Annotated in this window: 31 protein-coding genes and 1 pseudogene; 19 read left to right on the top strand and 13 right to left on the bottom strand. The window is 64.3% G+C overall.

The window, feature by feature from the left end; all coding sequences use genetic code 11:
* The first annotated feature begins 62 nt into the window (after positions 1–62).
* From PNAP_RS06435 to PNAP_RS06420, 4 genes are all read left to right on the top strand, one after another.
* The gene (locus tag PNAP_RS06435; RefSeq protein ID WP_011800691.1) at positions 63–1,133 is read left to right on the top strand and encodes a M14 family zinc carboxypeptidase; all 1,071 of its coding nucleotides are present in this window, start codon (positions 63–65) and stop codon (positions 1,131–1,133) included.
* Between the two features lie 14 nt (positions 1,134–1,147).
* Positions 1,148–1,948, top strand: coding sequence for an alpha/beta fold hydrolase (locus tag PNAP_RS06430; protein ID WP_041377055.1), 801 nt, complete (start codon positions 1,148–1,150; stop codon positions 1,946–1,948).
* A gap of 112 nt (positions 1,949–2,060) precedes the next feature.
* Positions 2,061–2,798 carry a c-type cytochrome gene (locus tag PNAP_RS06425; RefSeq protein WP_408633751.1) on the top strand — a complete coding sequence of 246 codons (738 nt, stop codon included), beginning with the start codon at positions 2,061–2,063 and terminating at the stop codon, positions 2,796–2,798.
* The gene (locus PNAP_RS06420; protein ID WP_011800688.1) at positions 2,795–4,078 is read left to right on the top strand and encodes a c-type cytochrome; all 1,284 of its coding nucleotides are present in this window, start codon (positions 2,795–2,797) and stop codon (positions 4,076–4,078) included. Before PNAP_RS06425 ends, PNAP_RS06420 begins: the two co-directional genes overlap by 4 nt.
* A 25-nt stretch (positions 4,079–4,103) precedes the next feature.
* Here PNAP_RS06420 and PNAP_RS06415 read toward each other — a convergent pair whose 3' ends face one another.
* A complete protein-coding gene (locus PNAP_RS06415; protein WP_011800687.1) occupies positions 4,104–5,351 on the bottom strand; it encodes an MFS transporter in 1,248 nt (415 codons plus the stop codon).
* Between the two features lie 203 nt (positions 5,352–5,554).
* Between PNAP_RS06415 and PNAP_RS06410 the strand changes: the two genes are divergently transcribed.
* Positions 5,555–6,853 carry an NAD(P)/FAD-dependent oxidoreductase gene (locus PNAP_RS06410; protein WP_011800686.1) on the top strand — a complete coding sequence of 433 codons (1,299 nt, stop codon included), beginning with the start codon at positions 5,555–5,557 and terminating at the stop codon, positions 6,851–6,853.
* A 75-nt stretch (positions 6,854–6,928) separates the two neighbouring features.
* Here PNAP_RS06410 and tnpA read toward each other — a convergent pair whose 3' ends face one another.
* Positions 6,929–7,345 carry an IS200/IS605 family transposase gene (gene tnpA, locus PNAP_RS06405; RefSeq protein WP_011800685.1) on the bottom strand — a complete coding sequence of 139 codons (417 nt, stop codon included), beginning with the start codon at positions 7,343–7,345 and terminating at the stop codon, positions 6,929–6,931.
* 22 nt (positions 7,346–7,367) lie between these two features.
* Between tnpA and PNAP_RS06400 the strand changes: the two genes are divergently transcribed.
* The 5 genes from PNAP_RS06400 (at position 7,368) to PNAP_RS06385 (ending at position 10,653) form a co-directional block, all read left to right on the top strand.
* Positions 7,368–8,609 (top strand): RNA-guided endonuclease InsQ/TnpB family protein, encoded by a 1,242-nt coding sequence (locus tag PNAP_RS06400; RefSeq protein WP_011800684.1) that lies wholly within the window; start codon positions 7,368–7,370, stop codon positions 8,607–8,609.
* An 81-nt stretch (positions 8,610–8,690) separates the two neighbouring features.
* Positions 8,691–8,834, top strand: coding sequence for a hypothetical protein (locus PNAP_RS27580; RefSeq protein ID WP_198140676.1), 144 nt, complete (start codon positions 8,691–8,693; stop codon positions 8,832–8,834).
* Positions 8,835–8,841: 7 nt separating this feature from the next.
* Entirely contained in the window at positions 8,842–9,159 is a 318-nt protein-coding gene (locus tag PNAP_RS06395; protein WP_011800683.1) for a VF530 family protein, read from the top strand.
* A 17-nt stretch (positions 9,160–9,176) separates the two neighbouring features.
* Positions 9,177–9,857 (top strand): RluA family pseudouridine synthase, encoded by a 681-nt coding sequence (locus PNAP_RS06390; protein ID WP_408633750.1) that lies wholly within the window; start codon positions 9,177–9,179, stop codon positions 9,855–9,857.
* A 40-nt stretch (positions 9,858–9,897) separates the two neighbouring features.
* The gene (locus PNAP_RS06385) at positions 9,898–10,653 is read left to right on the top strand and encodes an SDR family NAD(P)-dependent oxidoreductase (RefSeq protein ID WP_011800681.1); all 756 of its coding nucleotides are present in this window, start codon (positions 9,898–9,900) and stop codon (positions 10,651–10,653) included.
* 7 nt (positions 10,654–10,660) lie between these two features.
* Here the strand turns inward: PNAP_RS06385 and ppk2 are convergent, their stop codons facing one another.
* The 5 genes from ppk2 to PNAP_RS06360 all read right to left on the bottom strand — a co-directional run bounded on the left by ppk2 (position 10,661) and on the right by PNAP_RS06360 (position 13,409).
* Positions 10,661–11,578, bottom strand: coding sequence for a polyphosphate kinase 2 (gene ppk2, locus PNAP_RS06380; RefSeq protein WP_011800680.1), 918 nt, complete (start codon positions 11,576–11,578; stop codon positions 10,661–10,663).
* A gap of 203 nt (positions 11,579–11,781) precedes the next feature.
* Positions 11,782–12,021: a YdcH family protein gene (locus PNAP_RS06375; RefSeq protein ID WP_011800679.1), complete on the bottom strand. Its 240-nt coding sequence runs from the start codon at positions 12,019–12,021 to the stop codon at positions 11,782–11,784.
* Between the two features lie 35 nt (positions 12,022–12,056).
* Positions 12,057–12,494: a universal stress protein gene (locus PNAP_RS06370; RefSeq protein ID WP_011800678.1), complete on the bottom strand. Its 438-nt coding sequence runs from the start codon at positions 12,492–12,494 to the stop codon at positions 12,057–12,059.
* Positions 12,495–12,567: 73 nt separating this feature from the next.
* Complete coding sequence (locus tag PNAP_RS06365) at positions 12,568–12,849, bottom strand: DUF427 domain-containing protein (protein ID WP_011800677.1); 282 nt, start codon at positions 12,847–12,849, stop codon at positions 12,568–12,570.
* Between the two features lie 62 nt (positions 12,850–12,911).
* Positions 12,912–13,409 (bottom strand): hypothetical protein, encoded by a 498-nt coding sequence (locus PNAP_RS06360; RefSeq protein ID WP_041377052.1) that lies wholly within the window; start codon positions 13,407–13,409, stop codon positions 12,912–12,914.
* Between the two features lie 296 nt (positions 13,410–13,705).
* Between PNAP_RS06360 and hemN the strand changes: the two genes are divergently transcribed.
* Positions 13,706–15,097, top strand: coding sequence for an oxygen-independent coproporphyrinogen III oxidase (hemN, locus tag PNAP_RS06355; RefSeq protein ID WP_011800675.1), 1,392 nt, complete (start codon positions 13,706–13,708; stop codon positions 15,095–15,097).
* A gap of 103 nt (positions 15,098–15,200) precedes the next feature.
* A complete protein-coding gene (locus PNAP_RS06350) occupies positions 15,201–15,758 on the top strand; it encodes a YaeQ family protein (RefSeq protein ID WP_011800674.1) in 558 nt (185 codons plus the stop codon).
* 20 nt (positions 15,759–15,778) lie between these two features.
* On the opposite strand, the gene PNAP_RS06345 is transcribed toward PNAP_RS06350, so the two are convergent.
* The 3 genes from PNAP_RS06345 to PNAP_RS06335 all read right to left on the bottom strand — a co-directional run bounded on the left by PNAP_RS06345 (position 15,779) and on the right by PNAP_RS06335 (position 17,924).
* Entirely contained in the window at positions 15,779–16,696 is a 918-nt protein-coding gene (locus PNAP_RS06345) for an ion transporter (RefSeq protein WP_011800673.1), read from the bottom strand.
* Positions 16,697–16,827: 131 nt separating this feature from the next.
* Positions 16,828–17,385 carry a hypothetical protein gene (locus tag PNAP_RS06340; protein ID WP_157040221.1) on the bottom strand — a complete coding sequence of 186 codons (558 nt, stop codon included), beginning with the start codon at positions 17,383–17,385 and terminating at the stop codon, positions 16,828–16,830.
* Between the two features lie 98 nt (positions 17,386–17,483).
* Positions 17,484–17,924 (bottom strand): hypothetical protein, encoded by a 441-nt coding sequence (locus PNAP_RS06335; RefSeq protein ID WP_157040220.1) that lies wholly within the window; start codon positions 17,922–17,924, stop codon positions 17,484–17,486.
* Between the two features lie 226 nt (positions 17,925–18,150).
* Here PNAP_RS06335 and PNAP_RS06330 point away from each other — a divergent pair, with 226 nt between their 5' ends.
* From PNAP_RS06330 to PNAP_RS06305, 7 genes and pseudogenes are all read left to right on the top strand, one after another.
* Positions 18,151–18,600 (top strand): hypothetical protein, encoded by a 450-nt coding sequence (locus PNAP_RS06330; RefSeq protein ID WP_041376568.1) that lies wholly within the window; start codon positions 18,151–18,153, stop codon positions 18,598–18,600.
* A gap of 113 nt (positions 18,601–18,713) precedes the next feature.
* Positions 18,714–19,058, top strand: a complete 345-nt coding sequence (locus tag PNAP_RS06325; protein ID WP_157040219.1) for a hypothetical protein — start codon at positions 18,714–18,716, stop codon at positions 19,056–19,058.
* A gap of 8 nt (positions 19,059–19,066) precedes the next feature.
* The gene (locus PNAP_RS06320) at positions 19,067–20,266 is read left to right on the top strand and encodes a TolC family protein (RefSeq protein WP_011800668.1); all 1,200 of its coding nucleotides are present in this window, start codon (positions 19,067–19,069) and stop codon (positions 20,264–20,266) included.
* 41 nt (positions 20,267–20,307) lie between these two features.
* A complete protein-coding gene (locus PNAP_RS06315) occupies positions 20,308–21,699 on the top strand; it encodes a multicopper oxidase family protein (RefSeq protein WP_011800667.1) in 1,392 nt (463 codons plus the stop codon).
* 37 nt (positions 21,700–21,736) lie between these two features.
* Positions 21,737–22,216 (top strand): annotated as a pseudogene (locus PNAP_RS27855) (cupredoxin domain-containing protein); the annotation flags it as partial.
* Positions 22,193–22,555, top strand: coding sequence for a copper-binding protein (locus PNAP_RS28230; protein ID WP_332261705.1), 363 nt, complete (start codon positions 22,193–22,195; stop codon positions 22,553–22,555). The pseudogene PNAP_RS27855 and the gene PNAP_RS28230, both read left to right, overlap by 24 nt.
* A gap of 25 nt (positions 22,556–22,580) precedes the next feature.
* A complete protein-coding gene (locus tag PNAP_RS06305; protein ID WP_198140675.1) occupies positions 22,581–23,045 on the top strand; it encodes a DUF411 domain-containing protein in 465 nt (154 codons plus the stop codon).
* A gap of 30 nt (positions 23,046–23,075) precedes the next feature.
* On the opposite strand, the gene PNAP_RS06300 is transcribed toward PNAP_RS06305, so the two are convergent.
* From PNAP_RS06300 to PNAP_RS06290, 3 genes are read right to left on the bottom strand one after another with little or no spacing between them, the layout of a single operon-like run.
* On the bottom strand, positions 23,076–25,412 hold the full coding sequence (locus PNAP_RS06300) for a heavy metal translocating P-type ATPase (protein WP_011800664.1): 2,337 nt from the start codon (positions 25,410–25,412) through the stop codon (positions 23,076–23,078).
* A gap of 24 nt (positions 25,413–25,436) precedes the next feature.
* Positions 25,437–25,862 (bottom strand): hypothetical protein, encoded by a 426-nt coding sequence (locus tag PNAP_RS06295; RefSeq protein WP_011800663.1) that lies wholly within the window; start codon positions 25,860–25,862, stop codon positions 25,437–25,439.
* 47 nt (positions 25,863–25,909) lie between these two features.
* A complete protein-coding gene (locus PNAP_RS06290) occupies positions 25,910–26,536 on the bottom strand; it encodes an iron transporter (RefSeq protein ID WP_011800662.1) in 627 nt (208 codons plus the stop codon).
* Between the last annotated feature and the right edge of the window lie 16 nt (positions 26,537–26,552).

Genomic DNA, 26,552 nt, shown 5'->3' with positions numbered 1-26,552 from the left:
CCCCAAAAAGAAAGCCGGGCGCGGCGCATGCCTGTGTCAAACAACTGTGCAAGGATGGCGGCATGGACTCCCCGCATCCTTCTCTTGCCCCCGTCAGCCTGGTTCCCACCCGTGAGGCCGGCGCGACCTTTGACGAGTTCGAGGAACTCAAGGCGATTTTGCGGGCTGGCGGCACGCGCTTCGAGCTACGGAGCGTGGGCTGCGTCAACGCCGCAAGCAGCACTTTTCCGCTGCTGACCGCCAGCATCGGCTCGCCCGATCCGCAGGCGCCCGCCGTCGGATTTTTTGGCGGCATTCACGGGCTGGAGCGCATCGGCACGCAGCTGATCCTGCACTACATGCGCGCGCTGCTGTTTCGCCTGGAATGGGACGAGCTGCTGCGCCTGCAGCTCCAGAAAATCCGCCTGCTGTTCATGCCCATCGTCAATCCGGGCGGCATGTGGGCGCACACCCGCAGCAACCCCGGCGGCGTGGACCTGATGCGCAACGCACCGCAACGGGCCGAGGGCCGCGTGCCTTTCCTGGCGGGCGGGCAAAGCCTGAGCCCCGTCCTGCCCTGGTATTGCGGCCGCTCGGGAACACCCATGGAAACAGAAAGCACGGCCCTGCTGCAGGTGGTGCGCGAGCAACTCGCCGGCCGGCCCTTCAGCCTGGCGCTGGACTGCCATTCGGGCTACGGTTTCAGCGACAGCCTGTGGTTTCCGTATGCCAAAACCCGCCGGCTGATGCCGCACCTGCCGGAAATGTTCGCGCTCAAGACCATGCTGGAGCAGTCCTACCCGCACCATGCCTACCGCTTCGAGCCGCAAAGCAACCAGTACCTGCTGCATGGCGACCTGTGGGACCACGCCTATGACCTGGCGCCGGCAGGCCATGTGTTCTTGCCGATGACGCTGGAGCTGGGCTCGTGGCTGTGGATACGCAAGAATCCGCGCCAGCTGTTCTCGCGGCAGGGTATTTTCAACCCCATCATGGCGCACCGCACCCAACGCGTGCTGCGCCGCCATGCCGACCTGCTGGACTTCCTGACGCGCGCCGCCTATGCCGCGCCGCACTGGCTGCCGGCCGATGACCGGCGCGCCCAGCTGCTTCAGCTGGCCAAAGCGCACTGGCGCCGCCGGCCTGCCGCATGAACCCGGAAAGTCCCATGACCTGGATACTCTTGCGGGGCCTCACGCGCGAGGCCAGGCACTGGGGCGAATTTCCCCGCCAGCTGGCACTGCTGCTGCAAACCCAGGCCCCGCGCATCGCGCAGACCTTGCCGCTGGTGTGGCCGCTGGACCTGCCGGGCAATGGTGCGTTTTACCAAGAGGCTTCGCCGTCGTCGGTGCCCGGCATAGTGGAGTTTGCACGCCAGCAGCTGAAGGCCAGGGGCTGCCGGCCGCCGTACAGCCTGCTGGCCATGTCGCTGGGCGGCATGGTGGCGGCCGACTGGGCGCAGCAGTATCCGCACGAAGTGGCCCGGCTGGTGCTGATCAACACCAGCCTGCGGCCTTACAGCGGCATGACCGAGCGCCTGCGCCCCGACAACTGGCTGCGCCTGGCGCTGCTGGCCGCGCGCTGGCAGGGCGGCGAATCTTCGGACTATGTCGAGCAGGTGATTCACCAACTCACCTGCCAGCGGGTTGACGCCCGCGATGCCGATGTGGCGGCGTGGGTGCGCATCCGCAAGGACGCCCCGGTGAGCGCGGCCAACGCCTGGCGCCAGTTCTGGGCCGCCGCGCGGTTTTCGAGCGCGAAAGTGCCGCGCTGCCCGGTTCTGGTGCTGTCTTCACGCGGCGACCAGCTGGTGCATCCACGCTGTTCAACGCATCTTGCCCAGGCCTGGCAGGCAGCGCACCACGAACACCCATGGGCCGGCCACGACCTGCCGCATGACGACCCGGACTGGGTTGGCCAGCAGGTGGCTGGTTGGCTGGCTGAAGGACAGGTGAATTCGTTTTTTTGATCGCTGACAGCGTCCATGGACGAATGAACACCGTCCAGGGCCTGTCACCCTATTTTGGTAGGGCATGATTCGCCCCATGACAACAACGACCTTTTCGTATATACGCAGACTGATGATCCCCGGCGTCATGGCGGGCATGGCCTGGATGGCGGCAAGCGCCGCGATAGCCGCCGCGCCGTTCGAAGACAGCATGGCCCAGCGCACACTGGCCTGCACCGCCTGCCATGGCCCGCAGGGCCGCGCCGCGCCCGACGGCTACTACCCGCGCCTGGCCGGCAAGCCGGCCGGCTACCTCTACAACCAACTGCTCAATTTTCGCGAGGGGCGCCGGCACTACGGCCTGATGACCCAACTGATCGACCCGCTGAGCGACGCCTACCTGCTGGAAATCGCGCAGTATTTTTCAAGCCTCGAAGTGCCCTACCCCGCGCCGCCGCCCAGCACGGCTTCGGCCGACGTGCTGCGCCGGGGCCGCCAGCTGGTGACCGAGGGCGACGCAGCGCGCAAGCTGCCAGCCTGCGTGCAGTGCCACGGCCAGGCCATGACCGGCGTGGCACCTCACATTCCCGGCCTGCTCGGGCTGCCGCGCGACTACCTCAATGCGCAGCTCGGCGCCTGGAAGGCCGGCCAGCGCCGCGCCCATGCGCCCGACTGCATGCAGGACGTGGTAAGCCGCCTGAGCCTGGAAGACATTAACGCCGTGGCCAGCTGGGCCGCCGCCCAGCCCTTGCCCGCCGACACCCATCCCGCCACTTCGCTGCCTGCCGTGGCGCCGGGCAGCGAAGCCGTCCGTTGCGGCAGCGCGCCGCTGCCGGCCCGTGGCACGGTCGAGCCGAAAGCCAAAAAATGAAAACAGGATTCAGAGTTGCATTGGGAATGGGCCTGCTGGCGGCCTGCGCGGCGGGTGTCATCTGGGCGCTGAACGTGCGCGACGAGGTCGATGTCAAGATAACGGCGGCGTTCGCCCCCAGCGACAGCCTGATCGCCCGTGGTAGATACCTGACGCTGGCCGGCAACTGCATGGCGTGCCACACAGCGCGCGGTGGCGAGCCTTACGCCGGCGGCTTGGGGCTGGCCACGCCCTTCGGCACGGTGTTCACCTCCAACCTCACGCCCGATGCCAATACCGGCATCGGCAGCTGGTCATCGGCCCATTTCTGGCGCGCCCTGCACAATGGCCGCTCGAAAAACGGACGCCTGCTGTACCCGGCCTTTCCCTACACCAGCTACACCCAGGTCACGCGCGAGGATTCGGACGCGATGTTTGCCTTCCTGCGCAGCCTGCCGGCGGTGAAGCAGGCCAACCGGCCGCACGCGCTGCGCTTTCCCTTCAACTCGCAGGCCGCGCTGGCGATCTGGCGCGCGCTGTACTTCACGCCGGGCGTGTACCAGCTTGACGCCGGGCGCAATGCCGAATGGAACCGGGGGGCCTACCTGGTCGGTGGCCTGGGCCACTGCAGCGCCTGCCATTCGCCGCGCGACGCGCTGGGCGGCATCCGCGACAGCCTGACGCTGGCCGGCGGCCTGATCCCGATGCAGAACTGGTACGCGCCTTCGCTGGCTTCACCGCACGAAGCGGGCGTGAGCCACTGGGACCGCGAGCAGATCGTCGGCCTGCTCAAAAACGGCGTGGCGCCGGGCGCCTCGGCGAGCGGCCCGATGGCCGAGGTGGTGCTGCGCAGCACCCAGTACCTGACGCACGAAGACCTGGGCGCGATGGCGCAGTACCTCAAGGCGCTGCCCGGCCCGGCGCCCGAAGCACCGGCCGCGCCGCGCCAGGCCAGCGCGTCGTTCAACACCGCAAAAGCCGCCAAGCTCTACGAGCAGCATTGCGCGCAGTGCCACGGCGACAAAGGAGAGGGCGTGCCCGGCGCCTACCCGCCGCTGGCGGGCAACCGCGCGGTGACGATGGCCGCGACCGACAACCTGGTGCAGATGGTGCTGGGCGGCGGCTTTGCGCCGGCCACGGCGGGCAACCCGAGGCCGTTCGGCATGCCGCCCTTCGTGCTGGTGCTCGATGACAGCGAAGTGGCCGATGTGATCAGCCATGTCCGCACCGCGTGGGGCAACCAGGCCGGCGCCGTCACGCCACGGGAAGTCAACCGCATCCGGGCCAACCAGGGGCATTGACCGCGCCCTGGCGCTAAAAGGCCCGTCAGCGTAGCGCTGATGCGTCGGTCATGCGGTCGCGGTCTGCCAGTTCAGGAAAGCCCTTGAGCCAGAGCACCGCCACCAGCAGCGTTCCCACCCCGCCCGCCACCACCGAGCCGACCGGCCCCAGCAAGGCCGCCGTCGCGCCGGATTCAAATTCGCCCAGCTGGTTCGATGCGCCAATGAACACCGAGTTGACCGCGCTGACGCGGCCGCGCATGTCGTTGGGCGTTTCGATCTGCATCAGGGTCTGGCGCACCACCACGCTGACCATGTCGGCGCCGCCCGAAACAGCCAGCGCCACCAGCGACAGTACAAAGCTGGTCGAAAGGCCAAACACCAGCATGCACACGCCATAAACACCTACAGCCATCAGCATGATGCGGCCGACCCGCCGGTCCAGCGGCCAGCGCGTCAGCAGCACCGACATCAACAAGGCGCCGGCCGCCGGCGCCGCGCGCAGCAGGCCCAGCCCCCACGGTCCGACCTGCAGGATGTCCTTGGCGAACATCGGCAGCAAGGCCGTGGCGCCGCCCAGCAGCACCGCGAACAGGTCCAGCGACACGGCGCCCAGCAGCGCCTTGCGCCGCCAGACGAATTCCGCCCCGGCCAGCAGCGTGCGCAGCGACACCGGCTCGCGCGGCGGCGGCACATGGTCGTAGCGCAGCACCGCGATCAGGCCGCAGCCGATGGCAAAAAGAAAGGCGCAGGTCGCATACACCGCCGAGGCGCCGGCGACAAAAATCACCCCGCCCAGCGCCGGCCCGCTGATCACGGCGGCCTGCATGCCGGCCGAACTGAAGGCCATGGCGCGCGGCAGCATGGGCGGCGGCACCAGCATCGGCGTCAGCGCCTGCTGGGCCGGCATCTGAAAAGCCCGCGCCACGCCCAGCATGACCGACACGCCCAGCAGCAACTCGCGCGAGGCCCAGCCCGACGCGGCGCCCCAGCCCTGCGTGGCGGCCACCAGGATCAGCGCCACGCTGGCCTGGGCGACAAAGCAGGCCGCCACGATGCGGCCCCGGTGCAGCCGGTCGGCCACATGGCCCGCAACCAGCGTGAGCAGCAGCGCAGGCACGAACTGGTACAGGCCGACCAGCCCCAGGTCCCAGGCGCTGCCGGTCAGCTCGTACATCTGCCAGCCGACGGCCACCATCAGCATCTGGTTTGCGGTGGTGCCAAAAAGGCGGGCAAGCCACATGCGCATGAAGGCGCGCTGGCGGATGAGTTCGGTGAAGCTGTGGGTGGGCATGGGCGCTGAAGCTTACCAGCCGGCAAGCCCCCTGAATCGGTATCATGCCTTTGTTCGCCCTTATTTTTTGCTCCTTATTTAATAGCATCTTGCGCCCGATGCACTTGCGCTACAGGCCTGTTTCGCTTGAAAATAAGCTCATCAGTCCGTCAGCGGGCGAAGTTGCCGCCTCACCACACCATCCATTCAGGGAGAAACCATCCATGCACCGTTTTGTAATCGTCGGGGGAGGCGCGGGAGGCCTGGCGCTGGCCACGCAGTTGGGCAAGCGGCTCGGCAAAAAGAGGCTGGCCCACATCACCCTGGTCGATGCCGCCCGTACCCATATCTGGAAGCCTTTGCTGCACCAGCTGGCCGCCGGCAGCTATGACACGCATGCCGAAGAAATAGAGTATTTGGCGCAGGCCCACACCAACCATTTCCAGTTTCGCCTGGGCAACCTGACCGGCATGGACCGGGACAAAAAAGAAATTCACCTGTCCGCCAGCCATGACGAAGGCGGGCGCGAAATCACTCCGGCCCAGACGCTGGGCTATGACACCCTGGTGATTGCCGTGGGCAGCCAGACCAACGATTTCGGCACGACAGGCGCGGCGGCGCATTCGATCAAGCTCGACACGCCGCAAGCCGCGCGGCTGCTGAACCAGCGGCTGATCAACGCCTGCATTCGCGCGCAAACCGTGCCCAGTCCCCGGCTGACGGTGGCCATCGTCGGCGGCGGCGCGACCGGCGTGGAACTGGCGGCCGAACTGCATGCGGCGGCCAGCGTGCTGGCCAGCTACGGCTTTGACCATATCGACCCGGTCAAGGATCTGAAGATCGTGCTGATCGAAGCGGCGCCGCGCCTGCTGGCCCAGCTGCCCGAGCGGCTGAGCGAATCGGCGCTGCGCGAGTTGCGCAAGCTGGCCATTGAAGTGCATACCAGCGAGAAAGTGGTCGAAGTGACCGACGACAGCTTGAGAATGGCCAGCGGCAAGGTGATTCCCTCGACCATCACGGTGTGGGCCGCCGGCGTGAAGGCGGCCGATTTCCTGAGCACGCTGGGCCAGGGCGAAGCGCTGGAAACCACGCGCATCAACCAGCTGCTGGTCAACGGCAACCTGCGCACCACGCGCGATGCCAGCATTTATGCGTTCGGCGACTGCGCCGCCTGCCAGCAGTCCGACGGCACCTGGGTGCCGCCGCGCGCCCAGGCCGCCTTCCAGCAGGCCATGTACCTGGCGCGCGCCCTGCCCCTGCTGGTCAAGGGGCAGGCGGTGGCGCCGTTCAAGTACCGCGACCAGGGCTCGCTGGTGTCGCTGTCCGAATACTCGTCGGTTGGCAGCCTGATGGGCAGCCTGAGCAAGGGCAGCTTTTTTGTCGAAGGGCAACTGGCCAAGCTGATGTACTGGGGCCTGCATAAACAGCACCAGCTGGCGCTCGGCGGATTCACCAAAACCGCACTGATCACGCTGTCTGAAATGATTGACCGCACGCACCGGCCACGGATAAAGTTGCATTGATCGGAGTGCGCGGCAAACCTCGCCCTTTAGGGCGGGGAAGGATAGCGCGGACACCGCAGGTGTCCGCTGCGGCGGTTAATGTGGCGTTTGCTGTTGTTCTATGTACTGGCGTATGACGGCGATGGGCGCACCCCCGCAACTGCCTGCAAAGTAGCTTGGCGACCACAGCGCAGCGCCCCATAGTTTTTCCCGAACGCTGGGGTAATTTCTCTGTCGAATCATCCGGCTGGACACGCCTTTCAAGCTGTTCACCAGCGCCGACACGGAGACCTTGGGCGGGTAGTTCACCAGCAAATGCACATGGTCGTCCTCCCCGTCGAACTCCACCAATTCGGATTCGAAGTCCTTGCACACGCTGGCAAAGATGGCTCGCAGATCGTCTATGACTTCTTTGGTGAACACGCCATGGCGATATTTTGTAATGAAGACCAAATGCACATGCATCAGAAAAACGCAGTGTCTGCCGTGGCGAATATCCTTGTTGTCTCTCATAGGCCAAAGTATAATTCAAGCCATGAAACGCCTGCAAGCCTTCAAATTCGAACTCATGCCTGACGGCGGGCAGCAGCAGGGCATGCGCCGCTTCGCCGGGGCGCGCAGGTTTGTCTATAACCGGGCTTTGGATATTCAAAAGGCCAACTACGCAGCAGGCGGCAAATTTATCGGCTATGTGGATATGGCAAACCGCCTTCCAGAGTGGAAAAGAGCGTTCGAATGGCTCAAGGAGTCGCCATTTCACACCTTGCAGCAGTCGCTTAAAGATGCCGAGCGGGCCTTCAAGAACTTCTTTGAAAAACGCGCAGGATTTCCGCGCTTCAAGAAAAAAGGCAGCGGCGAGAGTTTTCGTTTTCCTGACGCCAAACAGTTCGCAATCGACCAGGCCAACAGCCGCATCAAGCTGCCCAAACTGGGATGGATGCGCTTTCGCAATAGCCGGGATATTGTGGGCACGGCCAAGAACATCACCATCAGCCAAGCAGGCGGCAAGTGGTTTGCCAGCATCCAGACTGAACGAGAGCTGGAACAACCCGTACCCATAGCCACCAGCGCCATCGGCATTGATGTGGGAATAGCCCGTTTTGCGACCCTGAGCGATGGCAGTTTTGTTGCGCCGCTGTGCAGTTTCAAAAAGCATGAGAAACGCCTGGCCAAATACCAGCGGCGCATGAGCCGCAAAACCAGGTTCAGCAAGAACTGGCACAAAGCCAAAAGGAACATTCAAAAAGTCCACACAACAATAGCCAACGCCCGAAAAGACTTCCTGCACAAGACGACAAGCGACCTCAGTAAAAACCACGCGATGGTCGCCGTCGAAGATTTGCAGGTACGCAACATGAGCCGGTCGGCTGCGGGCAATGCGGAAAAACCGGGCAAGAACGTCGCCGCCAAGTCCGGACTGAACAAAGCCATCCTCGACCAAGGCTGGTTCGAGTTCCGACGGCAGCTGGAGTACAAGCTCGCTTGGCGCGGCGGCATTCTCATTGCCGTTCCAGCGCACCACACCAGCCAGACCTGCCCATGCTGCGGGCATGTCGCCAAAGCAAACCGCCAAACGCAAGCGAAGTTTGAATGCGTCGATTGTGGCTACCAGAACCACGCCGATGTCGTCGGCGCGATGAACATATTGGCGCGGGGATACCGCGCAGCAGCCTGTGGAGAGGACGGCTCTGGCCTTGCGCGCAAGCGCAGGGCGAAACCAGCCTCGGTGAAGCAGGAACCCACTGAAGTGACCATGCAAGAGCCCGCTCATGCGTAGCACCGTAGGAATCCCCTTCCTTTAGGGAGGGGAAGGATGTCAAAATCAGCCCTCAACTTATCAACTTACTGGAGAAACGTCATGGCAAAAGGTCAGCAGAACAACGACAAAATGGTCAAGAAACCGAAGAAAGACACCTCGCCGCCCAAACTGGTGTCGCCCGACGCGGTTCGCCCGACCGTGGTCACGCAGGTGCCGGTGCGCGGCAAGCTGAAAAACAAATAAGCCGGCCATGGTGCTTCCCGCCGGTCCTTCAGCCACCCCTGCGCCAGAGCCTGCAATGGCAACGGGCCAGCCGGGCAATCCCTTGCACGGCGTCAAGCTCGAAGCCATCGTCACCGCGCTGGCGGCCCATTACGGCTGGGAAGGCCTGGGCCAGCGCATCAACATCCGCTGCTTCACCAGCGAGCCCAGCGTGGCGTCCAGCCTGAAGTTTTTGCGCCGGGCGCCCTGGGCGCGCGAGAAGGTCGAAAGCCTTTACCTGTTCATGCTGCGCGAGATCCGGCGCAGCAGCCCGACGGTGCACAACTTTCCACCGCCCAAGCCTTGATTTCCGACATCAAGGCGGTGCGACCCGGCACCCCGGCCAGAGCGGATTCCATCCCCCTTTTCCAGATCATTCACGCCGACGACAGCCTGCTGGTGCTCAACAAGCCCGCGGGCCTGCTGGCCGTGCCCGGGCGCGGCGAGGACAAGCAGGACTGCCTGAGCCGCCGCGTGCAGTCGCTCTACCCTGACGCGCTGATCGTGCACCGGCTGGACATGGCCACCTCGGGCCTGATGCTGATGGGCCGGGGCATCGCCATGCAGCGCGCCCTCGGCCAGTTGTTCGAGCGCCGCGAAGTCTATAAGCGCTACCTCGCGGTCGTCGATGGCCGGCTGGCACCCGCGCCCGAGCCCGGTGGCTGGGGCCTGATTGACCTGCCGATTGCCGTGGACTGGCCGCGCCGCCCGCTGCGCATCATTGATGCCGCCAGCGGCAAGCCCAGCCAGACGCGCTGGCGCAGCGTGGCGTTTGATGCGGCGGCCAACAGCACGCGCGTCGAGCTGGAGCCGCTCACCGGCCGCTCGCACCAGCTGCGCGTGCACCTGCAGGCGCTGGGCCATCCGATCCTGGGCGATGCGCTGTATGCGCCCGAAGCGGTGCAGGCCAGGGCCGCGCGCCTGCTGCTGCATGCCTGCGCCCTGCGGCTGCTTCATCCGGCCAGCGGCGCCCTGCTGTCTGTTGAAAGCCCACCCGGCTTTTAGCGCTGCTGCAGGGCCGGGTGCTTGCCGCTACCATGGGCGCATGGCACGAAACCTTTTCATACTCACCGGCGCATCGCGCGGCATGGGCCTGTCGATGGCGCGTCAGCTGCTGACCAAGGGCCATACCGTGCTGTGCATCTCGCGCACCGAGCAGGCGTCGCTGACGCAGCATGCCCGGCACTCTGGCGCCAGCCTGATGCAGTGGTCTCACGACCTGGCCGACAGCCGCACGCTGATCGACCGGCTGGACGGCTGGCTGCGCGAACAGGGCCATGCCGCCTGGCGCAGCGCCACGCTGATCAACAACGCCGGCGTCCTTGCGCGCATCGCCCCGCTCAGCCAGGCCGATGCGGCCGATCTCTTGCAGGCCTTGCGCGTCGGGCTGGAAGCGCCCATGCTGCTGACGGCGGCATTTTTGCGGGCCACCGAAGGCTGGAAGGCCGAACGCAGGGTGCTCAACATTTCATCGGGCCTGGGCCGCAGGCCGATGGCGTCACAGGCCGCTTACTGCGCGGCCAAGGCCGGCATGGACCATTTCAGCCGCTGCGTGGCGCTGGAAGAAGCGCTCAAGCCCGGTGGCGCAAAAATCTGTTCGCTGGCGCCCGGCGTGATCGACACCGGCATGCAGCTTCAGCTGCGCAGCGCGGACCCGGCGGACTTTCCGGACCGGGACAGCTTCGAGAGCCTCAAGAGCGGCGGCAAGCTGACCTCGCCCGACGAGGCAGCCCGCCGCGTGCTCGCCTGGCTGGCCCGGCCCGACTTTGGCGCGCAGCCGGTCGCCGACGTCCGGGACTAAAAACCGCTCAATAAACCTCGGGTACCACGATGTCCTGCGGCACCGGCTGGCGCACGTAGTCCTCATGACGAATCCGCTCGGGCAGCACCACGGGCGGATGCTGGGTTTCCTGGTAGGGCATTTGCGCCAGCAGATGGTGAATGCAGTTCAGCCGGGCTTTTTTCTTGTCATCGGCATGCACCACCCACCACGGCGCCTCGGCGATGTGCGTGCGCTCCAGCATGATTTCCTTGGCCCGGGTGTATTCCTCCCAGCGGCGGCGCGACTCCAGGTCCATCGGGCTGAGCTTCCACTGCTTGAGCGGGTCGTGGATGCGGCCCAGAAAGCGCAGGTTCTGCTCGTCGTCGGAGATCGAAAACCAGTACTTGATGATCTGCACGCCCGAGCGCACCAGCATTTTTTCAAACTCCGGCACGGTGCGGAAAAACTCCTCGTACTGCGCATCGGTGCAAAAGCCCATCACCCGCTCGACGCCGGCGCGGTTGTACCAGCTGCGGTCAAACAGCACCATTTCGCCGGCGGCGGGCAAATGCGCCACATAGCGCTGAAAGTACCATTGCGTGCGTTCCCGGTCGTTGGGCGCGGGCAGCGCCGCCACGCGGCACACGCGCGGATTCAGGCGCTGGGTGATGCGCTTGATGACGCCGCCCTTGCCGGCGGCATCGCGCCCTTCAAACAGGATGACCACCTTGTGGCCGGTGGCAATCACCCAGTCCTGCAGCTTGACCAGTTCGCCCTGCAGGCGAAACAGCTCGCGAAAATACTGGCGGCGGCGCTCCTTGTCCTGCTCGCTTGAGTTGATGGGTTCTTCCCCTGTGAGCTGGGCCACCGTCTGGTCTTCAAGCTCCATCTCCAGTTCTTCGTCGTAGCTGTCGATCAGGTCATTGCGGATTCGCCGCATCACATCTTCGTCAATTGAATTCATGGCGCGCTCCGGAACACTGCAAGTTGATTAACTTGCCAGCGTAGTGCTGCGATGTTTCAATTTGATGAAAAAATGGCTTGTCTGAAAGAAAAATTTGAAGCGGAGTGTTCCTGCGCTACAGTGCTACTTTTTATATAGCATGCTATGCAATACCAGCATGCGCAAAGCACTGATTTCATGCCTAAACAGCGGCCATGGACCGGCTAATCGGCTTTCAAAAGCTGGTAAATCGCGTCCTTGAGTTCGAGCCGCTCTTTCTTCATCACTTCCAGCGCGTCATCGGCAATCGCGGTCTTGCCCTGCTCGTACTGGGTAATCGTGTGGTTGTGGGCATCGTAGCGTTCGCAAAGCGTCGAAAAATGCGCGTCAGAGGCCTTGAGGCCACTCATTTTTCCAAGGTACTGTGGAAACTCATGCGTCAAGTCGTGATTCAGCAATTCCATGACAACTCCTTCTTGGGACGAAAAATTCAACAGGACTACTCGCGCACCACCAGCACCGACAGATGGGCATGCGACAACACCTGGGCCGTGACGCTGCCAAGCACCAGTTTTTCAAGCCCCCGGCGGCCGTGCGAACCCATGACGATCAAGTCGGCATTGATGGACTCGGCGGCATCCAAAATAGCCTGGTACACCGAATGTCCTTCGACGACAGAGCCCTGGATGACCAGCCCGTTCGCCCCGAAAACCTGCCGGGCGGCGCTGATGGCTTGATCGGCTTCCGCCGTGGCGGCGCTCAGGTATTCGGCCTGGCCATAGGAAAAGTCGGCGCCCACGCCAGAGAAGGCATAGGGGTCGATGACATAAATCACCGTCACCGCGCTTTGGAACGCCACGGCAATGGCCACGGCCTTGTCGATGGCATGGCGCGCCGTGAGCGATCCGTCAACGGGAACCAGAATGTGCTTGAACATATTGCGCTCTCCTTGTGATGCAAAAACTTTCACGCACCTCGCCTGATGGGACGATGCCCGGCCTTGCGGCCGCTCAAGGTTCGATCTTCACGCCTTTCCAGAAAGCGACATGGCCCTTGATGTTCTCGGCCTCGGGCCGGGGGTCGGGGTAATACCAGGCGGCATCGGTGTTCATCTCGCCATTGACCAGCAGCGAGTAGTAGCTGGCCTGCCCTTTCCATGAGCACATGGTGTGGTGGTTGCTGAATGTCACATGGTCGCGGTTGAGCGAACTTTCAGGGAAGTAGTGGTTGCCTTCAAGCACCACGGTGTCATCGCTTTGCGCAATGAGGGCGCCATTCCAGATTGCCTTCATGTTTTTTTTCCTTGCGTAGTGTTCGCCTGGATCTTCGCATAGTGCCGGCGGCAGCGGCCTGACTAACCCTTGTCGTGGCCCTTTCCGTGGCCATTGCCATTGCCATGACCATTGCCGTGTTTTTTGTCATGCTTGTTGCCGTGATGGTCGCCGCCGCGATAGTCGCCGTGGTCATTTTCGTAGCGGCGATAGTCGTTGCCGCCATGGCGCTGCTGTTCATAACGGTCATCGCCGCGCACCCTGACGAAGTAAACCGGGCGGTTGCAGGCGTTGTAACGGGAGCAATGCTTTGACCATTTCTTGGCATGGCCGGGCGGCACATGCAAATACAGCGGCTGTTGCCGCACATACACTGGGGCGGGCGGGCGCTGAATAATGACCGGCTGCGCGTAAATCAGGGGCGGCGGCGGCGCATTGCCGATGTCGATGCGCCCGTACACGCCCGGCGCCAAGGCGCCTTCCACCGTCGCATGGGCAGTAGCCGCCTGGGCGGCACCGCCCAGCAGGGCCGACAGGGCAACAAGCCCCGCCATCAGCAAGGGTTTGGCAGTTGTTTTCATGGTTTCTTTCTTCAAGCGGTTTGCGTCTGGTTTTATCGGGCCGGCCGTGTCATCGAGGCGATTGCGCCGCAATTGCCACGCATCAGCCTTGGTTGTAACAGGCGCCACTCCTGCCTCGCGTAGGATAAGGTGACAGTTGCAAGCAAACATTTCCCGCGAAAAAATCATACGTTTGCACAAGGGCGCTTCCAGCCGCAGCGCATCCTGCCGCGCAAGCCCGTCGCGCTCAAGGCTTTTTCCAGGGCACCGGCCCATTTGCGCCAAAATCCCCCCATCACCTTTGCCTGGATTTCCCCATGACTTCTCCCCTGCCCGATATCGAACTGTCCGAAGAACTGATCCGCAGGTTCGACACGCTCGGGCCGCGCTACACCTCCTACCCGACCGCCGACCGCTTCCACACCGGCTTTACCGAAGCCTCGTATCAGGACCACCTCGCGCAGCGTGCCGGCAAGCCCGGCAACCCGCCGCTGTCGATCTATGTGCACCTGCCGTTTTGCGAATCGCTGTGCTACTTTTGCGCCTGCAACAAGATCATCACCAAGGAACATGGCCGGGTCGCCGAATACCTGCGCTACCTCGACAAGGAAATGGCGCTGGTGGCCGCGCAGATCGGCCCCGACCGCAAGGCGGTGCAGTTGCACCTGGGCGGCGGCACGCCGACCTTCTTCAACGCCGACGAACTCGGCCAGCTGATGGCCATGCTGCGCCGGCATTTCGACTTCACGCCGGATGCCGAGTTGGGCGTTGAGATCGACCCGCGCACGGTGGGCGAAGGCACGCTGGCAATGCTGGCCGGGCTGGGCTTTAACCGCAACAGCTTCGGCGTGCAGGATTTCGACCCGGCGGTGCAGCAGGCCGTCAACCGCATCCAGCCGCTGGAAATGGTCGAGAAAGCCGTGGAGGAAAGCCGCAAGGCCAACTTCCAGTCGATCAATGCCGACCTGATCTACGGCCTGCCCAGGCAGACGCTGGAGAGCTTTGGCCGCACGCTCGACAGCCTGATCCGCGTCGCGCCCGACCGCATCGCGCTGTACAACTACGCGCATCTGCCCCGGCGCTTCAAGGCGCAGCGGCTGATCGTCGAAGCCGACCTGCCTTCGGCCGAGGAGCGGCTGCAGATTTTCCTGATGTCGATGCAGCGCCTGCTGGACGCCGGCTATGTCTATATCGGGCTCGATCATTTCTCGAAACCCGACGATGAACTGAACAAGGCGCGGCTCAACAAGAGCCTGCACCGCAACTTCCAGGGCTACACCACGCGGGCCGAATGCGATCTTGTAGGCTTTGGCGTGTCGGCCATCAGCAAGGTCGGCAACTCCTACAGCCAGTCGGTGCGCACCGTCAACGCCTACTACGAGCACCTCGACCAGGGCCACCTGCCGATTGAAAAGGGCTTTGAGTTGAGCCAGGACGACGTGCTCAGGCGCGAGATCATCATGACGCTGATGTGCAGCGCGCCGGTGGACATAGCGGCCATCAACCAGGGCTACGGCATCGACTTCAACCGTTATTTCGCGCACGAACTGAGCCTTTTGAAGCAGTACGAGGAAGCCGGTCTGATCACCATCGACCCGCAAGCCATCCGCGTCACCCCCAAAGGGCGGCTGTTCGTGCGCGCCAGCGGCATGGTGTTCGACAGCTACCTGACCCAGCCGACCACATCGACCTATTCCAAGCTGATTTGAGGGTGAAGGGGGCGGCAAAAAGGCTGTTCCAATAGAGGGTTTAACGCCAAGCTCCGTGGCCGCCTGTCAGGCGCCCGGGGCTTGCCACCCGAGAACGATTCCCATGGCCATCAAAGCCACCATTCACAAAGCCCAACTGCAAATCGCCGACATGGACCGCGGCATCTATGGCGACCACAACGTCATCATTGCCCGCCACCCGTCCGAAACCGACGAACGCATGATGATCCGCCTGCTGGCGTTCGCGCTCAACGTGCCGGGCGACGACAAGCGCGGCAACCTTGAATTCGCCAAGGACCTGTGGGACGTCGATGAGCCGGCGCTCTGGCACAAGGACTACACCGACGCGGTGCTGCACTGGATCGATGTCGGCCAGCCCGACGACAAGCGCCTGATGCGCGCGGCCGGCCGGGCCGAACGCGTGAGCGTGTACAGCTTTTCCAGCAGCACGCCGGTCTGGTGGAAAGGCATTGAAAGCAAGCTGACACGCGCCGCCAACCTGATCGTCTGGCAGATCGAAGCCGCCCAGAGCCAGGCGCTGGCCAAGCTGGCCGAACGCGGCATGCAGCTGCAAATCACGATTCAGGACGGCACCGTGTGGATGAGCACCGGCAGCGAGTCGGTGGAAATCACGCCGCGCCGGCTGACCGCTGGCGGCTGATCCACAAAGTTACCGAAAAATCAGGACGCTCGCCCGGGCGCAGGCGCGTCTGGCGCCAGTTCATGCTGCTGGTAGACCGGCAGCCTGGCGCCGCAGTGAAGGCAATAAGTGGCGTCAGGCGCATGGCCTTCGGTCAGGCACTCGTGGCAGGTGCGCGTGGTGGTCGCTTGCGTCAGCTGCATGCGCCGCTGCGCGGCCATTTCCGCCGACACGATGCCGGTGGGAACGGCCAGGATGCCCCAGCCCAGCAGCATCATGAAGGAAGAAACCAGCCGCCCCAAATCGGTCTTGGGCGTGATGTCGCCAAAGCCAACCGTCGTCACCGTGCTGATGGCCCAGTAAACCGAGGTGGGAATGCTGGTAAAGCCGTTGCCGCGGCCTTCGACCACGTACATCACCGTCCCCATGACCAGCACCATCATCAGCACCGCCGACAAAAAGACCATGATCTTGCGGCGGCTGGCCGCCAGCGCCTGACCCAGCGACTGGTATTCGGCCACATAGGCGGTCAGCTTGAATATCCGGAACACGCGCAGCAGCCGCAGCACGCGCACATCAATCAGGGCGTGGAGTTCGGGAACAAACAGCGCCAGGTAGGTCGGCAGCAAGGCAATCAGGTCAATGATGCCGAAAAAGCTGGTGGCGTAACGCCAGGGCTTGCGCACGCTCAGCAGCCGGGCGATGTATTCGAAGGTGAAAAGCAGCGTGAATATCCACTCGAACACCGCAAATGCCCGGCCGTGCAGGCGATGGACAGACTCCACGCTGTCGGCCATGACCACCGCGATGCTGAGCAAGATGACGCCGATCAAGGCCTGGTCAAACAGCCGGCCGGCGCGGGTGTCGGCCTCGAAAATCACCGTGTACCAGCGCAGGCGCCAGCCTTCCAGGGGCTTTTCAGGCACGGAACTCGGGGGGTTGCTGTCAGGTGGGGCCATGCTTGCAGGCAGCGCTCGTCGGCGCCGCGATTTATTCAGTTCAGGGGGCGGCCAGAATAACCCAGACAGATCTTGCCGATGGAATCGGCCCACCACACATCAGGATCAACGTGATGCTGCGGCCTTTTGCATCAACCCGGCGTTGATTTTTTGAGTTTGAGTTTGAGTTCGTGTTTTCGCCGCGCATAGCCACGCAGCAAGCATTCTCTTGTTGTTGCGTCGGGTGCCAGCGCCGCCGCGCACGCCAGCGCGTCCTGCTCCAATTCAAGAGGCAGCTCGTCTGCTGCGTGGCCCTCGGCGTGGCGCTGAAGCATGCCGCACCAGTGCTGCGCGAGACTCGTGATGGCCCTGTTTCCATGAAACCCAAGGTTGTCAAACGCTGCCTCGGCTTGCAATGCCCATACCAAGCTGCCCAATACATTGGGCTCGGCAGTCGGCGCATAGTTGACGCCGTCCACCGTCAATTGCCAGCCGTCGTCCCGGACCGCCGTGAGCCTTGCCGGTTCCCCCGGAAGACGGATATCGGGCAAGCCGGCGGGAACTTCAGCCGGCAACTCCGGCAGCTCTAGCGCAGAAGGAAGGCGCGGCGGCTGATGACGCATTGCTTGCAGCGCGGGGTTGAAAAAACCGTGCATTTTCTTGAATGAGCGAGCCGAATTCTGTGCCTTGGAGGCCGATTTTCGCGTCATGTGTGTACTTTTTTGGGCTATTCGCAGTGCAGCCGCAGTGCGAAGCATTAAGCGGGCCAACGAACGGCTCGCGATTGCCCTGGATTCACTGGGCGGCTTCAGTCACTGCAAGCGCAAGGCTGCTGGCCGCATTGGCGCTCATGCGTCAAGGCTGTGTGCAACTGCTCCATGGCCGATATGCACTCCAGCACGACAACCTTGTTGCGGGCCGCTGTTTCATGCGTGAACAGCGCAAGTGGCGCTCCGGGCTTGTCAGCCACCATCGCACCCAGCCGTTCCTCGATGGCGCGAAAGAGAACGTCCCAGTCCTCAGTCGCAATGTCCTGAAGGCTTGGCGCTGACGCTCCAGCCGGATGAGGAAGGACAGGCCAGTCGATGGCCGCCTCGGTCGTCGCCCATGGAAGGTCGAGGGCGGCCCTGAAGGGCGTCAGATGACGGCATGTTGCGTCCTGGGCAAAGTCCAGAAAACCCAGCATTTTTTGGGCTCTGCGCGTCAGATTTTTCATTTTCGAGGCGTGTATGGCAGCTTGCTGCGTCATGTGGAAGCTCTCGGTAAGTTGCTGCATGGCGCTGCAGCGGCGGTAAAGAGCAGGCGGACGCAGCCAAGATACGGTTGGGATTGCCTTCTCAGGCATTTATAGATGAGCCAGTAAATTTGCTCTGTGCGGTGACGCACGGAGCCAGAATTAAATCGCCAGCGCTCGCATTTGGGGCATAAACAAAGCCCCAGCCGGAACCTTTTGCGCTATCGTCTATCATTTACCCATGCGCGCCCTGCTCTTCGTCCTCATGACCGCCCTGCTGCTTTTTCGCGGCTGGACGGGCGATGCGATGGCCAACGACATGGCGCTGGCTTCGCTGCAACACCGGCACCCGCCCCAGACATCCCAGCAATCCACTATAAAAACAATAGCTGCTCACGCGCATGCGATAAGCGCAAAAGCCAATTTTTACCATGAATCGGCAATGCCGGCAGCGCCCGATGCCGCACAGGCGGCGCACGACTGCGCCGGGCACGCGGCTGATAGCGAGGCGCCTGTCGCGCACGGGCATTGCCAGTCCTGCGACGCCTGCCAGGCGTGCCACGGCCTCGCGCTGACCCCGGCGGCCGTGGATGCAGCCCCGGTTTTCGATTCGCGCACCCGAGCCCACGCCAAAGCCGCCCGCTTCGCCAGCGCCGAAGCGGCACCCGGCCACAAGCCACCCATTTCCTGATTCCCAGGCCCGTACTGGGCCTGTACTTGCCTGCGGCACGGTCTTTTCAAAGGCCGGCTTGCCGCCCACCGGCGATGCTCCGCATCGTCCCGCTCGTATTTCAGGAGATTTTTGTGAACTTCCCTTTCATGCCGAACCGGCCCGCCCGGCTGACGCTGCTGGCTGCGCTGGCACTCGTGGCATATGCTGCCCCGGCGCAGGCCATCCTTTATCCCACGCTTGACCCCGAGCCGACCGCGCAGGCGGCCAGCCCGGACACGCCGGTTCCGGCCGCGCTGTACCGCTCGGCGTTTGCCGGCGTTCCCGCCGGCATTGAACAAACCAGCGTGGACTGGAAAAAAGCCAATGCCGATGCAGGCCAGTTCAAACGCGGCCATGCCGACCTTTTGAAATGGGAGCAGGAGCAGGCCAAAGCCGCCAATCCCCCGTCCAGCCCGGCCCCTGCACCCACCCGTTGAGGCGAACCATGACCCTACTCTTGAACCCACGCGCCACCCCGGCGCAGCGCCTGGGCGCCATCGCCAGCGTCGTGCTGGCCCTGACAGGACAAGCGGCGCTGGCGGCAACGCCCGATGCCGATGGCGGCGTGGCCGGCCTGCAGCAACTCGCCGCTGGCAAGGCCCTCGGGCTGGGCAGCGCCGCCGTGCCGATTCCACGCCCCGGCGCAGACCCCACGGCAGAGGTCAACGAATTGCTGAAAGCACCGCTAACCGCCGAAGCAGCCGTGCGCATCGCCCTGCTGAACAACCCCGGCTGGCAAGCGTCGCTGGCCGGCGCAGGCGTCAACATTTCAGACACCGCGCGCGACAACAACCCGGCCAAACTCAAGGCGCGGCAAGACCTGACGCTGCTGTCCGCGCAGGCGCGCAAGGCGTGGATCACGGCGGTGGCCGCCGCCCAGGGCGCGGCCGCCTTGCTGCAGGCGCAGGAAACGGCGCAGGCCGCAGGCGATCTGGCCCGGCGCATGACACAGGTCGGCAACCTGAGCAAACTGCAGCAGGCCAAAGACCAGCTGATGCTGTCCGAAGCCACGCTGCAGCTGGCCCGGGCGCGGCAGGCCGCGTTCAATGCGCGTGAGCAACTCATCGCCGTGCTGGGCCTGTGGGGCGGGCAGACCGGCTTTGCGCTGCCCGCCGAGCTGCCGGCGCTGCCGCCCGAGGCGCAGGAGCTGCCCGATGTCGAAAGCCGGGCCGTGCGCGAGCGCATGGAGCTGCGCCTGGCCCACTCCCGGTGGCAGCGCCAGCGGGCCAGCAGCCCGCGCCCGGCCAGCGCCGACGCCCTGTGGGACGCGATGGGCGACGCCGCCGGGGTGCGCGCGCTGGCCGTCAGCACGCGCAGCGAAGCGCGGCAGGTTTACAACAACTACCGCACGGCTTACGACGTGGCGCGCCACTACCAGAGCGAAGTGCTGCCGCTGCGCAAGTTCATCAACGACGAGACGGTGCTGCGCTACAACGGCATGCTGCTCAGCGTGTTTGACCTGCTGGCCGACAGCCGCGCGCAGGCGCTCAGCGCGGGCAGCGCCATCGAAGCCCAGCGCGATTTCTGGCTCGCCGAGGCCGACCTGCAGACCCTGCTGGCGGGCGCGCCGGTGGCGCTGCCATCCGGGGTTCAGGGCGCCCAGGCGTCCAGCCCCTCGGGCACCGCCGCCGCTGGCGCGCACTGAACCCGCACCGCCACAACGATAAAAATCTCAAGGATGTTTCCATGAATCGACGCAATTTTTTCAACGGCGCGGCGCTCACTGCAGTGGCCGCCGCCTCGGTCAACCGGGTGGCGCTGGCCGCCCTGCCCGAGCCGGTCCTGATGACCGGGGCGGACACCGCGCCGCCCCTGGTTCCGTCCAGCGGCCGGCCTTACAACCCGGTCGTCACCCTCAACGGCTGGACCCTGCCCTGGCGCATGAACAACGGGGTGAAGGAATTTCACCTGGTGGCCGAGCCCGTGGTGCGCGAGATGGCGCCCGGCTTCAAGGCCCACATGTGGGGCTACAACGGCCAGAGCCCCGGCCCGACGATTGAAGTCGTCGAAGGCGACCGGGTGCGCGTGTTCGTCACCAACCGGCTGCCCGAGCACACCAGCGTCCACTGGCACGGCCAGCGCCTGCCCAACGGCATGGACGGCGTCTCGGGCCTGACCCAGCCGTCCATCGGCGTCGGCAAGACGTTTGTCTATGAGTTCGTCGCCCGGCGTCCCGGCACCTTCATGTACCACCCGCACGCCGACGAAATGACGCAGATGGCCATGGGCATGATGGGTTTCTGGGTCACGCACCCCAAGGCCAGGCACCCGCTGATCGACGAGGTGGACCGCGACTTCGTGTTTTTGCTCAGCGCCTACGACATCGACCCCGGCACCATGACGCCGAAAATCATGACCATGACGGACTTCAACCTGTGGACCTGGAACAGCCGCATCTTTCCGGGCATCGACACCTTCAACGTGCGCCAGGGCGACAAGGTGCGCATGCGCATCGGCAACCTCACCATGACCAACCACCCGATGCACCTGCACGGCCACGAGTTCAAGGTCACCGGCGGCGACGGCGGGCCGTGGCCGCTGGCTGCGCGCTGGCCCGAAGTGACCACCGATGTCGGCGTGGGCCAGATGCGGCAGCTTGAATTCGTGGCCGACGAGGAAGGCGACTGGGCGTTTCACTGCCACAAGAGCCACCACACCATGAACGCCATGGGCCACGCCATTCCGACGACGATTGGCGTGGACCATCGCGGCCTGGTCGGCAAGCTGCAAAAGGCCATGCCCGACTACATGGTGATGGGCGAACGCGGCATGGCCGACATGGGCGCCATGGAAATGCCCATTCCCGAGAACACCGCGCCGATGATGACCGGCACCGGCCCTTACGGCGGCGTGGAGATGGGTGGCATGTTCAGCGTGCTCAAGGTGCGCAAGGACCAGAAACCCGGCGACTACAAAGACCCCGGCTGGTTCAGGCAGCCGCCCGGCACCCGCGCCTTTGAATGGACCGGCGCGCTGCCCGATCCGGCGCGCATGAAACCCAGTGCGGCCACGCCCGCCCCGGCAGGCCCGCAGACCGAAGTGCAAATCCGCAAACCCACGGGCCATGCGGGCCATTGACTCCCCCAGCCACTCACTTTCAACCCAAGGAAACACCATGAAAACCACTCTCAAAACCATAGCTGCTTGCGCACTGCTGGCATGCGCAACAGCCACTTTTGCCGCAGGAAACCACGCTGGCGGGCATGACCACGGCCCCGCAAAGGCGCAAAGCATTGGCGAAGCCGGCGTGGCCGCCAACGTCACCCGCACCGTCGAGGTGGACATGAGCGACGCGATGCGCTTTACCCCCGCCGCCATTCAAGCCAAGCAGGGCGAGACGATCCGATTCGTGGTGAAAAACAGCGGCCAGCTCAGCCACGAGTTCGTCCTCGGCACGGAAAAAGACCTCAAGGCGCACTACGAAGTGATGAAAAAGAGCCCGCACATGGAGCACGCGGACGACAACATGCTGACCGTGGCGCCCGGCCAGAGCGGCGAGTTGCTGTGGCGCTTCACCCAGGCGGGGAAAGTTGACTTTGCCTGCCTGCATCCGGGCCACTATGACGCCGGCATGAAAGGCGCGGTGGCCGTGGCCTCCAGCGGCCAGCCCGCCAAGCCCGCCATGGGCATGAGCGGCATGAGCGGCACGAGCGACATGACCAAGGTCAACGACGTGAACAGCCCGGCCCCGAAAATGGACATGAAGGGCATGGAGATGAGCAGCGGCGAGGTGAAGAAAATTGACAAGCAAGCGCAAAAAATTACCCTCAAGCACGGCCCCATCAAAAACCTGGACATGCCGGGCATGACGATGGTGTTCAAAGTCGCGGACCCGTCCTTGCTGGACAAGGTCAAGGCCGGCGACACGGTGAAATTCACCGCTGAAGACCAGGGCGGCGCCATGGTCGTCACGGCGATTGAAGCCGTCAAATAACGGGACAAGACTCAAGGAAACCATGATGCAAAGACGATTTCTGCTTCAAGCCCTCGCCAGCCTGGCGGGCAGTGCAACCCTCGCGCCCGGCCTGATGGCGCAAACCCGGCCCCAGGTCGAGGTCTGGAAAGACCCGGACTGCGGCTGCTGCAAGGACTGGGTCAGCCACCTGGAGGCCAGCGGTTTTCAGGTCAGGGTTCACGACAGCGGCAACGCGCAGGCCAGAGCCCGGCTCGGCGTGCCCGACAAGCTGGGCTCCTGCCACACCGCGCAGGTCGGCGGCTACGCGCTCGAAGGCCATGTGCCGGCGCGCGACATTCAGCGGCTGCTGAAGGAGCGCCCCAAGGCCGTGGGCCTGGCCGTGCCGGGCATGCCGGTCGGCTCGCCGGGCATGGATGGGCCGATCTACAACGGCCGCAAGGATCCGTATGACGTGCTGCTGATCCAGGCGGACGGCAGCAGCCGTGTGTACCAGAGCTACCGCGCCTGAACTCACCGTGCCCGCTCGCGGCGGCGCGCTCTAGACGCGTCTGTTTCGCAGCCGCAGGGCGTTGCCGATCACCGAGGCCGAGCTGAAGCTCATGGCCAGCGCCGCGATCAACGGCGACAGCAGCCAGCCCGTCAGCGGGTAGAGCACGCCGGCGGCAATCGGGATGCCCAGCGCGTTGTACAAAAAGGCGAACACCAGGTTCTGCTTCATGTTGCCCACGGTCGCTTCGGACAAGGCGCGTGCAATCGCGATGCCGCGCAGATCGCCCTTGACCAGCGTGACCTGCGCGCTGTTCATCGCCACGTCGGTGCCGGTGCCCATGGCCACGCCAACATCAGCCCGGGCCAGCGCTGGCGCGTCGTTGATGCCATCGCCGGCCATCGCCACCACACGGCCTTCCTGTTGCAGCTTTTCCACCAGCAGCAGCTTGTCGGCCGGCTTGACCTCGCCATGGACTTCGTCAAGCCCCAAGCGGGCTGCAACGGCTTTTGCCGTGCTCAAGCCGTCGCCAGTCGCCATGACGATGCGCAGCCCGGCCGCTTTCAGGGTTGCCAGCGCCTCGGGCGTGCTGGCCTTGATGGGGTCGGACACGGCCAGCAGGCCCATCAGCTGGCCATCGGCCGCCAGATGCATCACGCTGGCGCCTTCCGCGCGCAAGGCTTCGGCCTGCGGCTCCAGGGTCGCGACCGAAACACCGATCTGCTCCATCAGCGTGGTGTTGCCCAGCGCCAGCCGGCGCCCCGCCACGGTTCCGCGCACGCCGATGCCCGAGGCGGATTCAAAGTTCTCGGGCTTGTCCAGCAGCATGCCGCGCTCGCGGGCGGCGCGCACGATGGTTTCGGCCAGCGGATGCTCGCTGCCCTGGTCCAGGCTGGCGGCCAGGCGCAGCACCTCGTCGGCGTCACAGCCGGGCGCGGGAATGGCGCGCTCAAACGTCGGGCGGCCTTCGGTCAGTGTGCCGGTCTTGTCGATGATGAGGGTGTCGATCTTGCGCAGGTTCTCGATGGCCGCCGCATCGCGGAACAGCACGCCGTGCGTCGCGCCGCGTCCGGTGGCGACCATGATGGACATCGGCGTGGCCAGGCCCAGCGCGCAGGGGCAGGCAATGATCAGCACCGACACCGCATTGATCAGGCCGAACACCCAGCGCGGCTCGGGACCGAACAGGCCCCAGCCGAAGAAGGTCAGCACGGCAATGCCCACCACCGTGACGACGAAGTAGCCCGCCACCACGTCGGCCATGCGCTGCATCGGCGCCCGGGAGCGCTGGGCCTGGGCGACCATCTGCACGATCTGCGACAGCATGGTGGCCGCGCCGACGCGCTCCGAACGCATGACCAGCGCGCCGCTGGTGTTGAGCGTGGCGCCTATCACCTTGTCGCCCGCGTGCTTGGCCACCGGCATCGGCTCGCCCGTGAGCATGGATTCATCGACCGCGCTGCCGCCCTCAAGCACCACGCCATCGACCGGCACCTTCTCGCCCGGGCGCACGCGCAGCACATCGCCCACATGCACATGCGTCAGCGGCACGTCTTCCTCGGTGCCGTCCTCCCGGATGCGGCGCGCCGTCTTGGGCGCCAGGCCCAGCAGCGACTTGATCGCCGCCGAGGTCTGGGAGCGGGCCTTGAGTTCGAGCACCTGGCCCAGCAGCGTGAGCGAGATGATGACGGCGGCCGCTTCAAAGTACACGGCGACGCGGCCCATGGAGATGAACGAATCGGGGAAAACCTGCGGCGCGATGGTTGCCACCACGCTATAGACAAAGGCCGCGCCGGTGCCAATACCAATCAAGGTCCACATGTTGGGGCTTCGGTTCACCACGGATTGCCAGCCGCGCGAGAAGAACGGCCAGCCGGCCCACAGGACGATGGGAATCGACAGCGCCAGTTCGACCCAGCTCTGCACGGCCATGTCCATCCACTGCAAACGGTGGCCCAGCATGGCGAGCACAAAGACAATGGCCGTCAGCGGCAAGGTCCACCAGAACCGGCGCTGAAAGTCGCGTAACTCCGGGTTTTCATCGTCGCCAAGCTCAGGCAGCAGCGGCTCCAGCGTCATGCCGCACTTGGGGCAGTTGCCCGGATGGTCCTGGCGGATCTCGGGGTGCATCGGGCAGGTGTAGATCGTGCCGGCCGCCGCTGGGGGCGCATTCACCACTGGCGTGGGCGCGAGGTATTGCAGCGGGTTCGCCGCGAATTTGCCCTGGCACTTGGCGCTGCAGAAATAGTAGGGCCGGCCTTCGTGCGTCAACTTGTGGGCAGACTGCTGCGTGACGGTCATGCCGCACACCGGATCCTTGAGATCGGTTGGCGAGGATGGCTTGGCTGGAGGGCTGGCATTGTGATGCTGATGCATTTTCATGTCCATCGGGCGACTCCTTTGTGTCGCTGCTTAGAGTTGCCAGCGAAAGATACGTGGCGCCGATTCGCCCGGCCGGTCGATCCTGAGTTCAATCGCGCCTGGCCGAGGCGCCGGCACCTCGAATGCCAGCACGCCTTCACGGTGGTGGCCGCCCGGTGGCGCGCCGAGCCAGCCCGTGGGCTTGAACGTGCGGCCGTCGTCGGTTGTCAAGGTGGCGCTTTGGCTCAGGTCGTCGCTCAGGTCGGCACTGTGCGTGTCCAGCACGACAGCGAACTCCCAGCGGCTGCCCACAAGTCCCATCGACTTCGCAGTCACCTTGAGCGTCACGCCCTGCTCGCTCGACGACTGGGTGGCGGCCGGTTCAAGGCTTGTTTGAGCCAGTGCCACCCAAGGCGATGTCGCCAGCCCGAGGCCAGCGCAAGCCATCGAGCCCGCGAGCAACCATCGTTGTCCCATCCTGCAGCCTCCTGTGCAAACCATGCCGATCTCCCGTAAAAAAACACTTAGCGGCCGGCCTGCGAGACTTCCGTCAATTTTCCACCCGCAAGTTTGAAATGAAACTTGGCGCTCACAGGTTTGGACCACAGATCTTTGTCTTTCAGTTCGCGCTGGAACGTCGGGACATCGGCTGTCACCGTGGCGGCGTAGGTACCGTCCCCCAGAAGCGCGCTGTTGGCCGAATAGTGAAGGCCACTGCTGCCCCACATCGGCGGCAAAGGCAAGGTGAGGGTCTTGCCGGTTTCCTTGTTTGTCGCTGCAAAGTTGATGTTTGCGTAGGGAATGCGCGTCTTGCTCTTCGGGTCTGTCAGCTTTAACTCGACGTGGTAGCGCTCGTCGGCGGCGGGTTGGTGTGCCTCCCAAGTGGGCGGATTGCCCATCTGCATCCACATCGGCTCCGAACCCTCAAGCTCCAGTTGAAACAGCATGTTGCCTGTCGCGACACGGCCGACGAGCACCGCCTTTTTCAAGGGGTCGGCCGCAACGGCGAGCTTCTCGACCTTGGGCTCGGCAAGCTGCGCCGCAGCGCTTTTCGGACTATTTTGAGAGGTCTGCGCAGAGGTTTGAGCCCATGCGCCCGCACAGGCTGCGGCAAGAGCGAAAGTCAAGAGGGTGTGACGAAGAGGCAGCATGGTGAACTCCATTTGG

Source organism: Polaromonas naphthalenivorans CJ2, assembly GCF_000015505.1.
GTDB lineage: Bacteria > Pseudomonadota > Gammaproteobacteria > Burkholderiales > Burkholderiaceae_C > Polaromonas > Polaromonas naphthalenivorans.
Note: the sequence above shows the minus strand (reverse complement) of the source record. Positions and strands in the feature narration are given on the sequence as shown.

Coding starts and splice junctions, on each gene's coding strand:
- PNAP_RS06320 (WP_011800668.1), top strand. CDS start 19,067: ATGACCCTACTCTTGAACCCACGCGCCACCCCGGCGCAGCGCCTGGGC.
- PNAP_RS06375 (WP_011800679.1), bottom strand. CDS start 12,021: ATGGAATTGCTGAATCACGACTTGACGCATGAGTTTCCACAGTACCTT.
- PNAP_RS06425 (WP_408633751.1), top strand. CDS start 2,061: ATGATCCCCGGCGTCATGGCGGGCATGGCCTGGATGGCGGCAAGCGCC.
- PNAP_RS28230 (WP_332261705.1), top strand. CDS start 22,193: ATGAAAGGCGCGGTGGCCGTGGCCTCCAGCGGCCAGCCCGCCAAGCCC.
- PNAP_RS06395 (WP_011800683.1), top strand. CDS start 8,842: ATGGTGCTTCCCGCCGGTCCTTCAGCCACCCCTGCGCCAGAGCCTGCA.
- PNAP_RS06300 (WP_011800664.1), bottom strand. CDS start 25,412: ATGGACATGAAAATGCATCAGCATCACAATGCCAGCCCTCCAGCCAAG.
- PNAP_RS06315 (WP_011800667.1), top strand. CDS start 20,308: ATGAATCGACGCAATTTTTTCAACGGCGCGGCGCTCACTGCAGTGGCC.
- PNAP_RS06360 (WP_041377052.1), bottom strand. CDS start 13,409: ATGAAAACAACTGCCAAACCCTTGCTGATGGCGGGGCTTGTTGCCCTG.
- PNAP_RS06290 (WP_011800662.1), bottom strand. CDS start 26,536: ATGCTGCCTCTTCGTCACACCCTCTTGACTTTCGCTCTTGCCGCAGCC.
- PNAP_RS27580 (WP_198140676.1), top strand. CDS start 8,691: ATGGCAAAAGGTCAGCAGAACAACGACAAAATGGTCAAGAAACCGAAG.
- ppk2 (WP_011800680.1), bottom strand. CDS start 11,578: ATGAATTCAATTGACGAAGATGTGATGCGGCGAATCCGCAATGACCTG.
- PNAP_RS06420 (WP_011800688.1), top strand. CDS start 2,795: ATGAAAACAGGATTCAGAGTTGCATTGGGAATGGGCCTGCTGGCGGCC.
- PNAP_RS06345 (WP_011800673.1), bottom strand. CDS start 16,696: ATGGCCCCACCTGACAGCAACCCCCCGAGTTCCGTGCCTGAAAAGCCC.
- PNAP_RS06430 (WP_041377055.1), top strand. CDS start 1,148: ATGACCTGGATACTCTTGCGGGGCCTCACGCGCGAGGCCAGGCACTGG.
- PNAP_RS06295 (WP_011800663.1), bottom strand. CDS start 25,862: ATGGGACAACGATGGTTGCTCGCGGGCTCGATGGCTTGCGCTGGCCTC.
- PNAP_RS06435 (WP_011800691.1), top strand. CDS start 63: ATGGACTCCCCGCATCCTTCTCTTGCCCCCGTCAGCCTGGTTCCCACC.
- hemN (WP_011800675.1), top strand. CDS start 13,706: ATGACTTCTCCCCTGCCCGATATCGAACTGTCCGAAGAACTGATCCGC.
- PNAP_RS06340 (WP_157040221.1), bottom strand. CDS start 17,385: ATGACGCGAAAATCGGCCTCCAAGGCACAGAATTCGGCTCGCTCATTC.
- PNAP_RS06365 (WP_011800677.1), bottom strand. CDS start 12,849: ATGAAGGCAATCTGGAATGGCGCCCTCATTGCGCAAAGCGATGACACC.
- tnpA (WP_011800685.1), bottom strand. CDS start 7,345: ATGAGAGACAACAAGGATATTCGCCACGGCAGACACTGCGTTTTTCTG.
- PNAP_RS06400 (WP_011800684.1), top strand. CDS start 7,368: ATGAAACGCCTGCAAGCCTTCAAATTCGAACTCATGCCTGACGGCGGG.
- PNAP_RS06305 (WP_198140675.1), top strand. CDS start 22,581: ATGCAAAGACGATTTCTGCTTCAAGCCCTCGCCAGCCTGGCGGGCAGT.
- PNAP_RS06410 (WP_011800686.1), top strand. CDS start 5,555: ATGCACCGTTTTGTAATCGTCGGGGGAGGCGCGGGAGGCCTGGCGCTG.
- PNAP_RS06415 (WP_011800687.1), bottom strand. CDS start 5,351: ATGCCCACCCACAGCTTCACCGAACTCATCCGCCAGCGCGCCTTCATG.
- PNAP_RS06385 (WP_011800681.1), top strand. CDS start 9,898: ATGGCACGAAACCTTTTCATACTCACCGGCGCATCGCGCGGCATGGGC.
- PNAP_RS06350 (WP_011800674.1), top strand. CDS start 15,201: ATGGCCATCAAAGCCACCATTCACAAAGCCCAACTGCAAATCGCCGAC.
- PNAP_RS06370 (WP_011800678.1), bottom strand. CDS start 12,494: ATGTTCAAGCACATTCTGGTTCCCGTTGACGGATCGCTCACGGCGCGC.
- PNAP_RS06330 (WP_041376568.1), top strand. CDS start 18,151: ATGCGCGCCCTGCTCTTCGTCCTCATGACCGCCCTGCTGCTTTTTCGC.
- PNAP_RS06335 (WP_157040220.1), bottom strand. CDS start 17,924: ATGACGCAGCAAGCTGCCATACACGCCTCGAAAATGAAAAATCTGACG.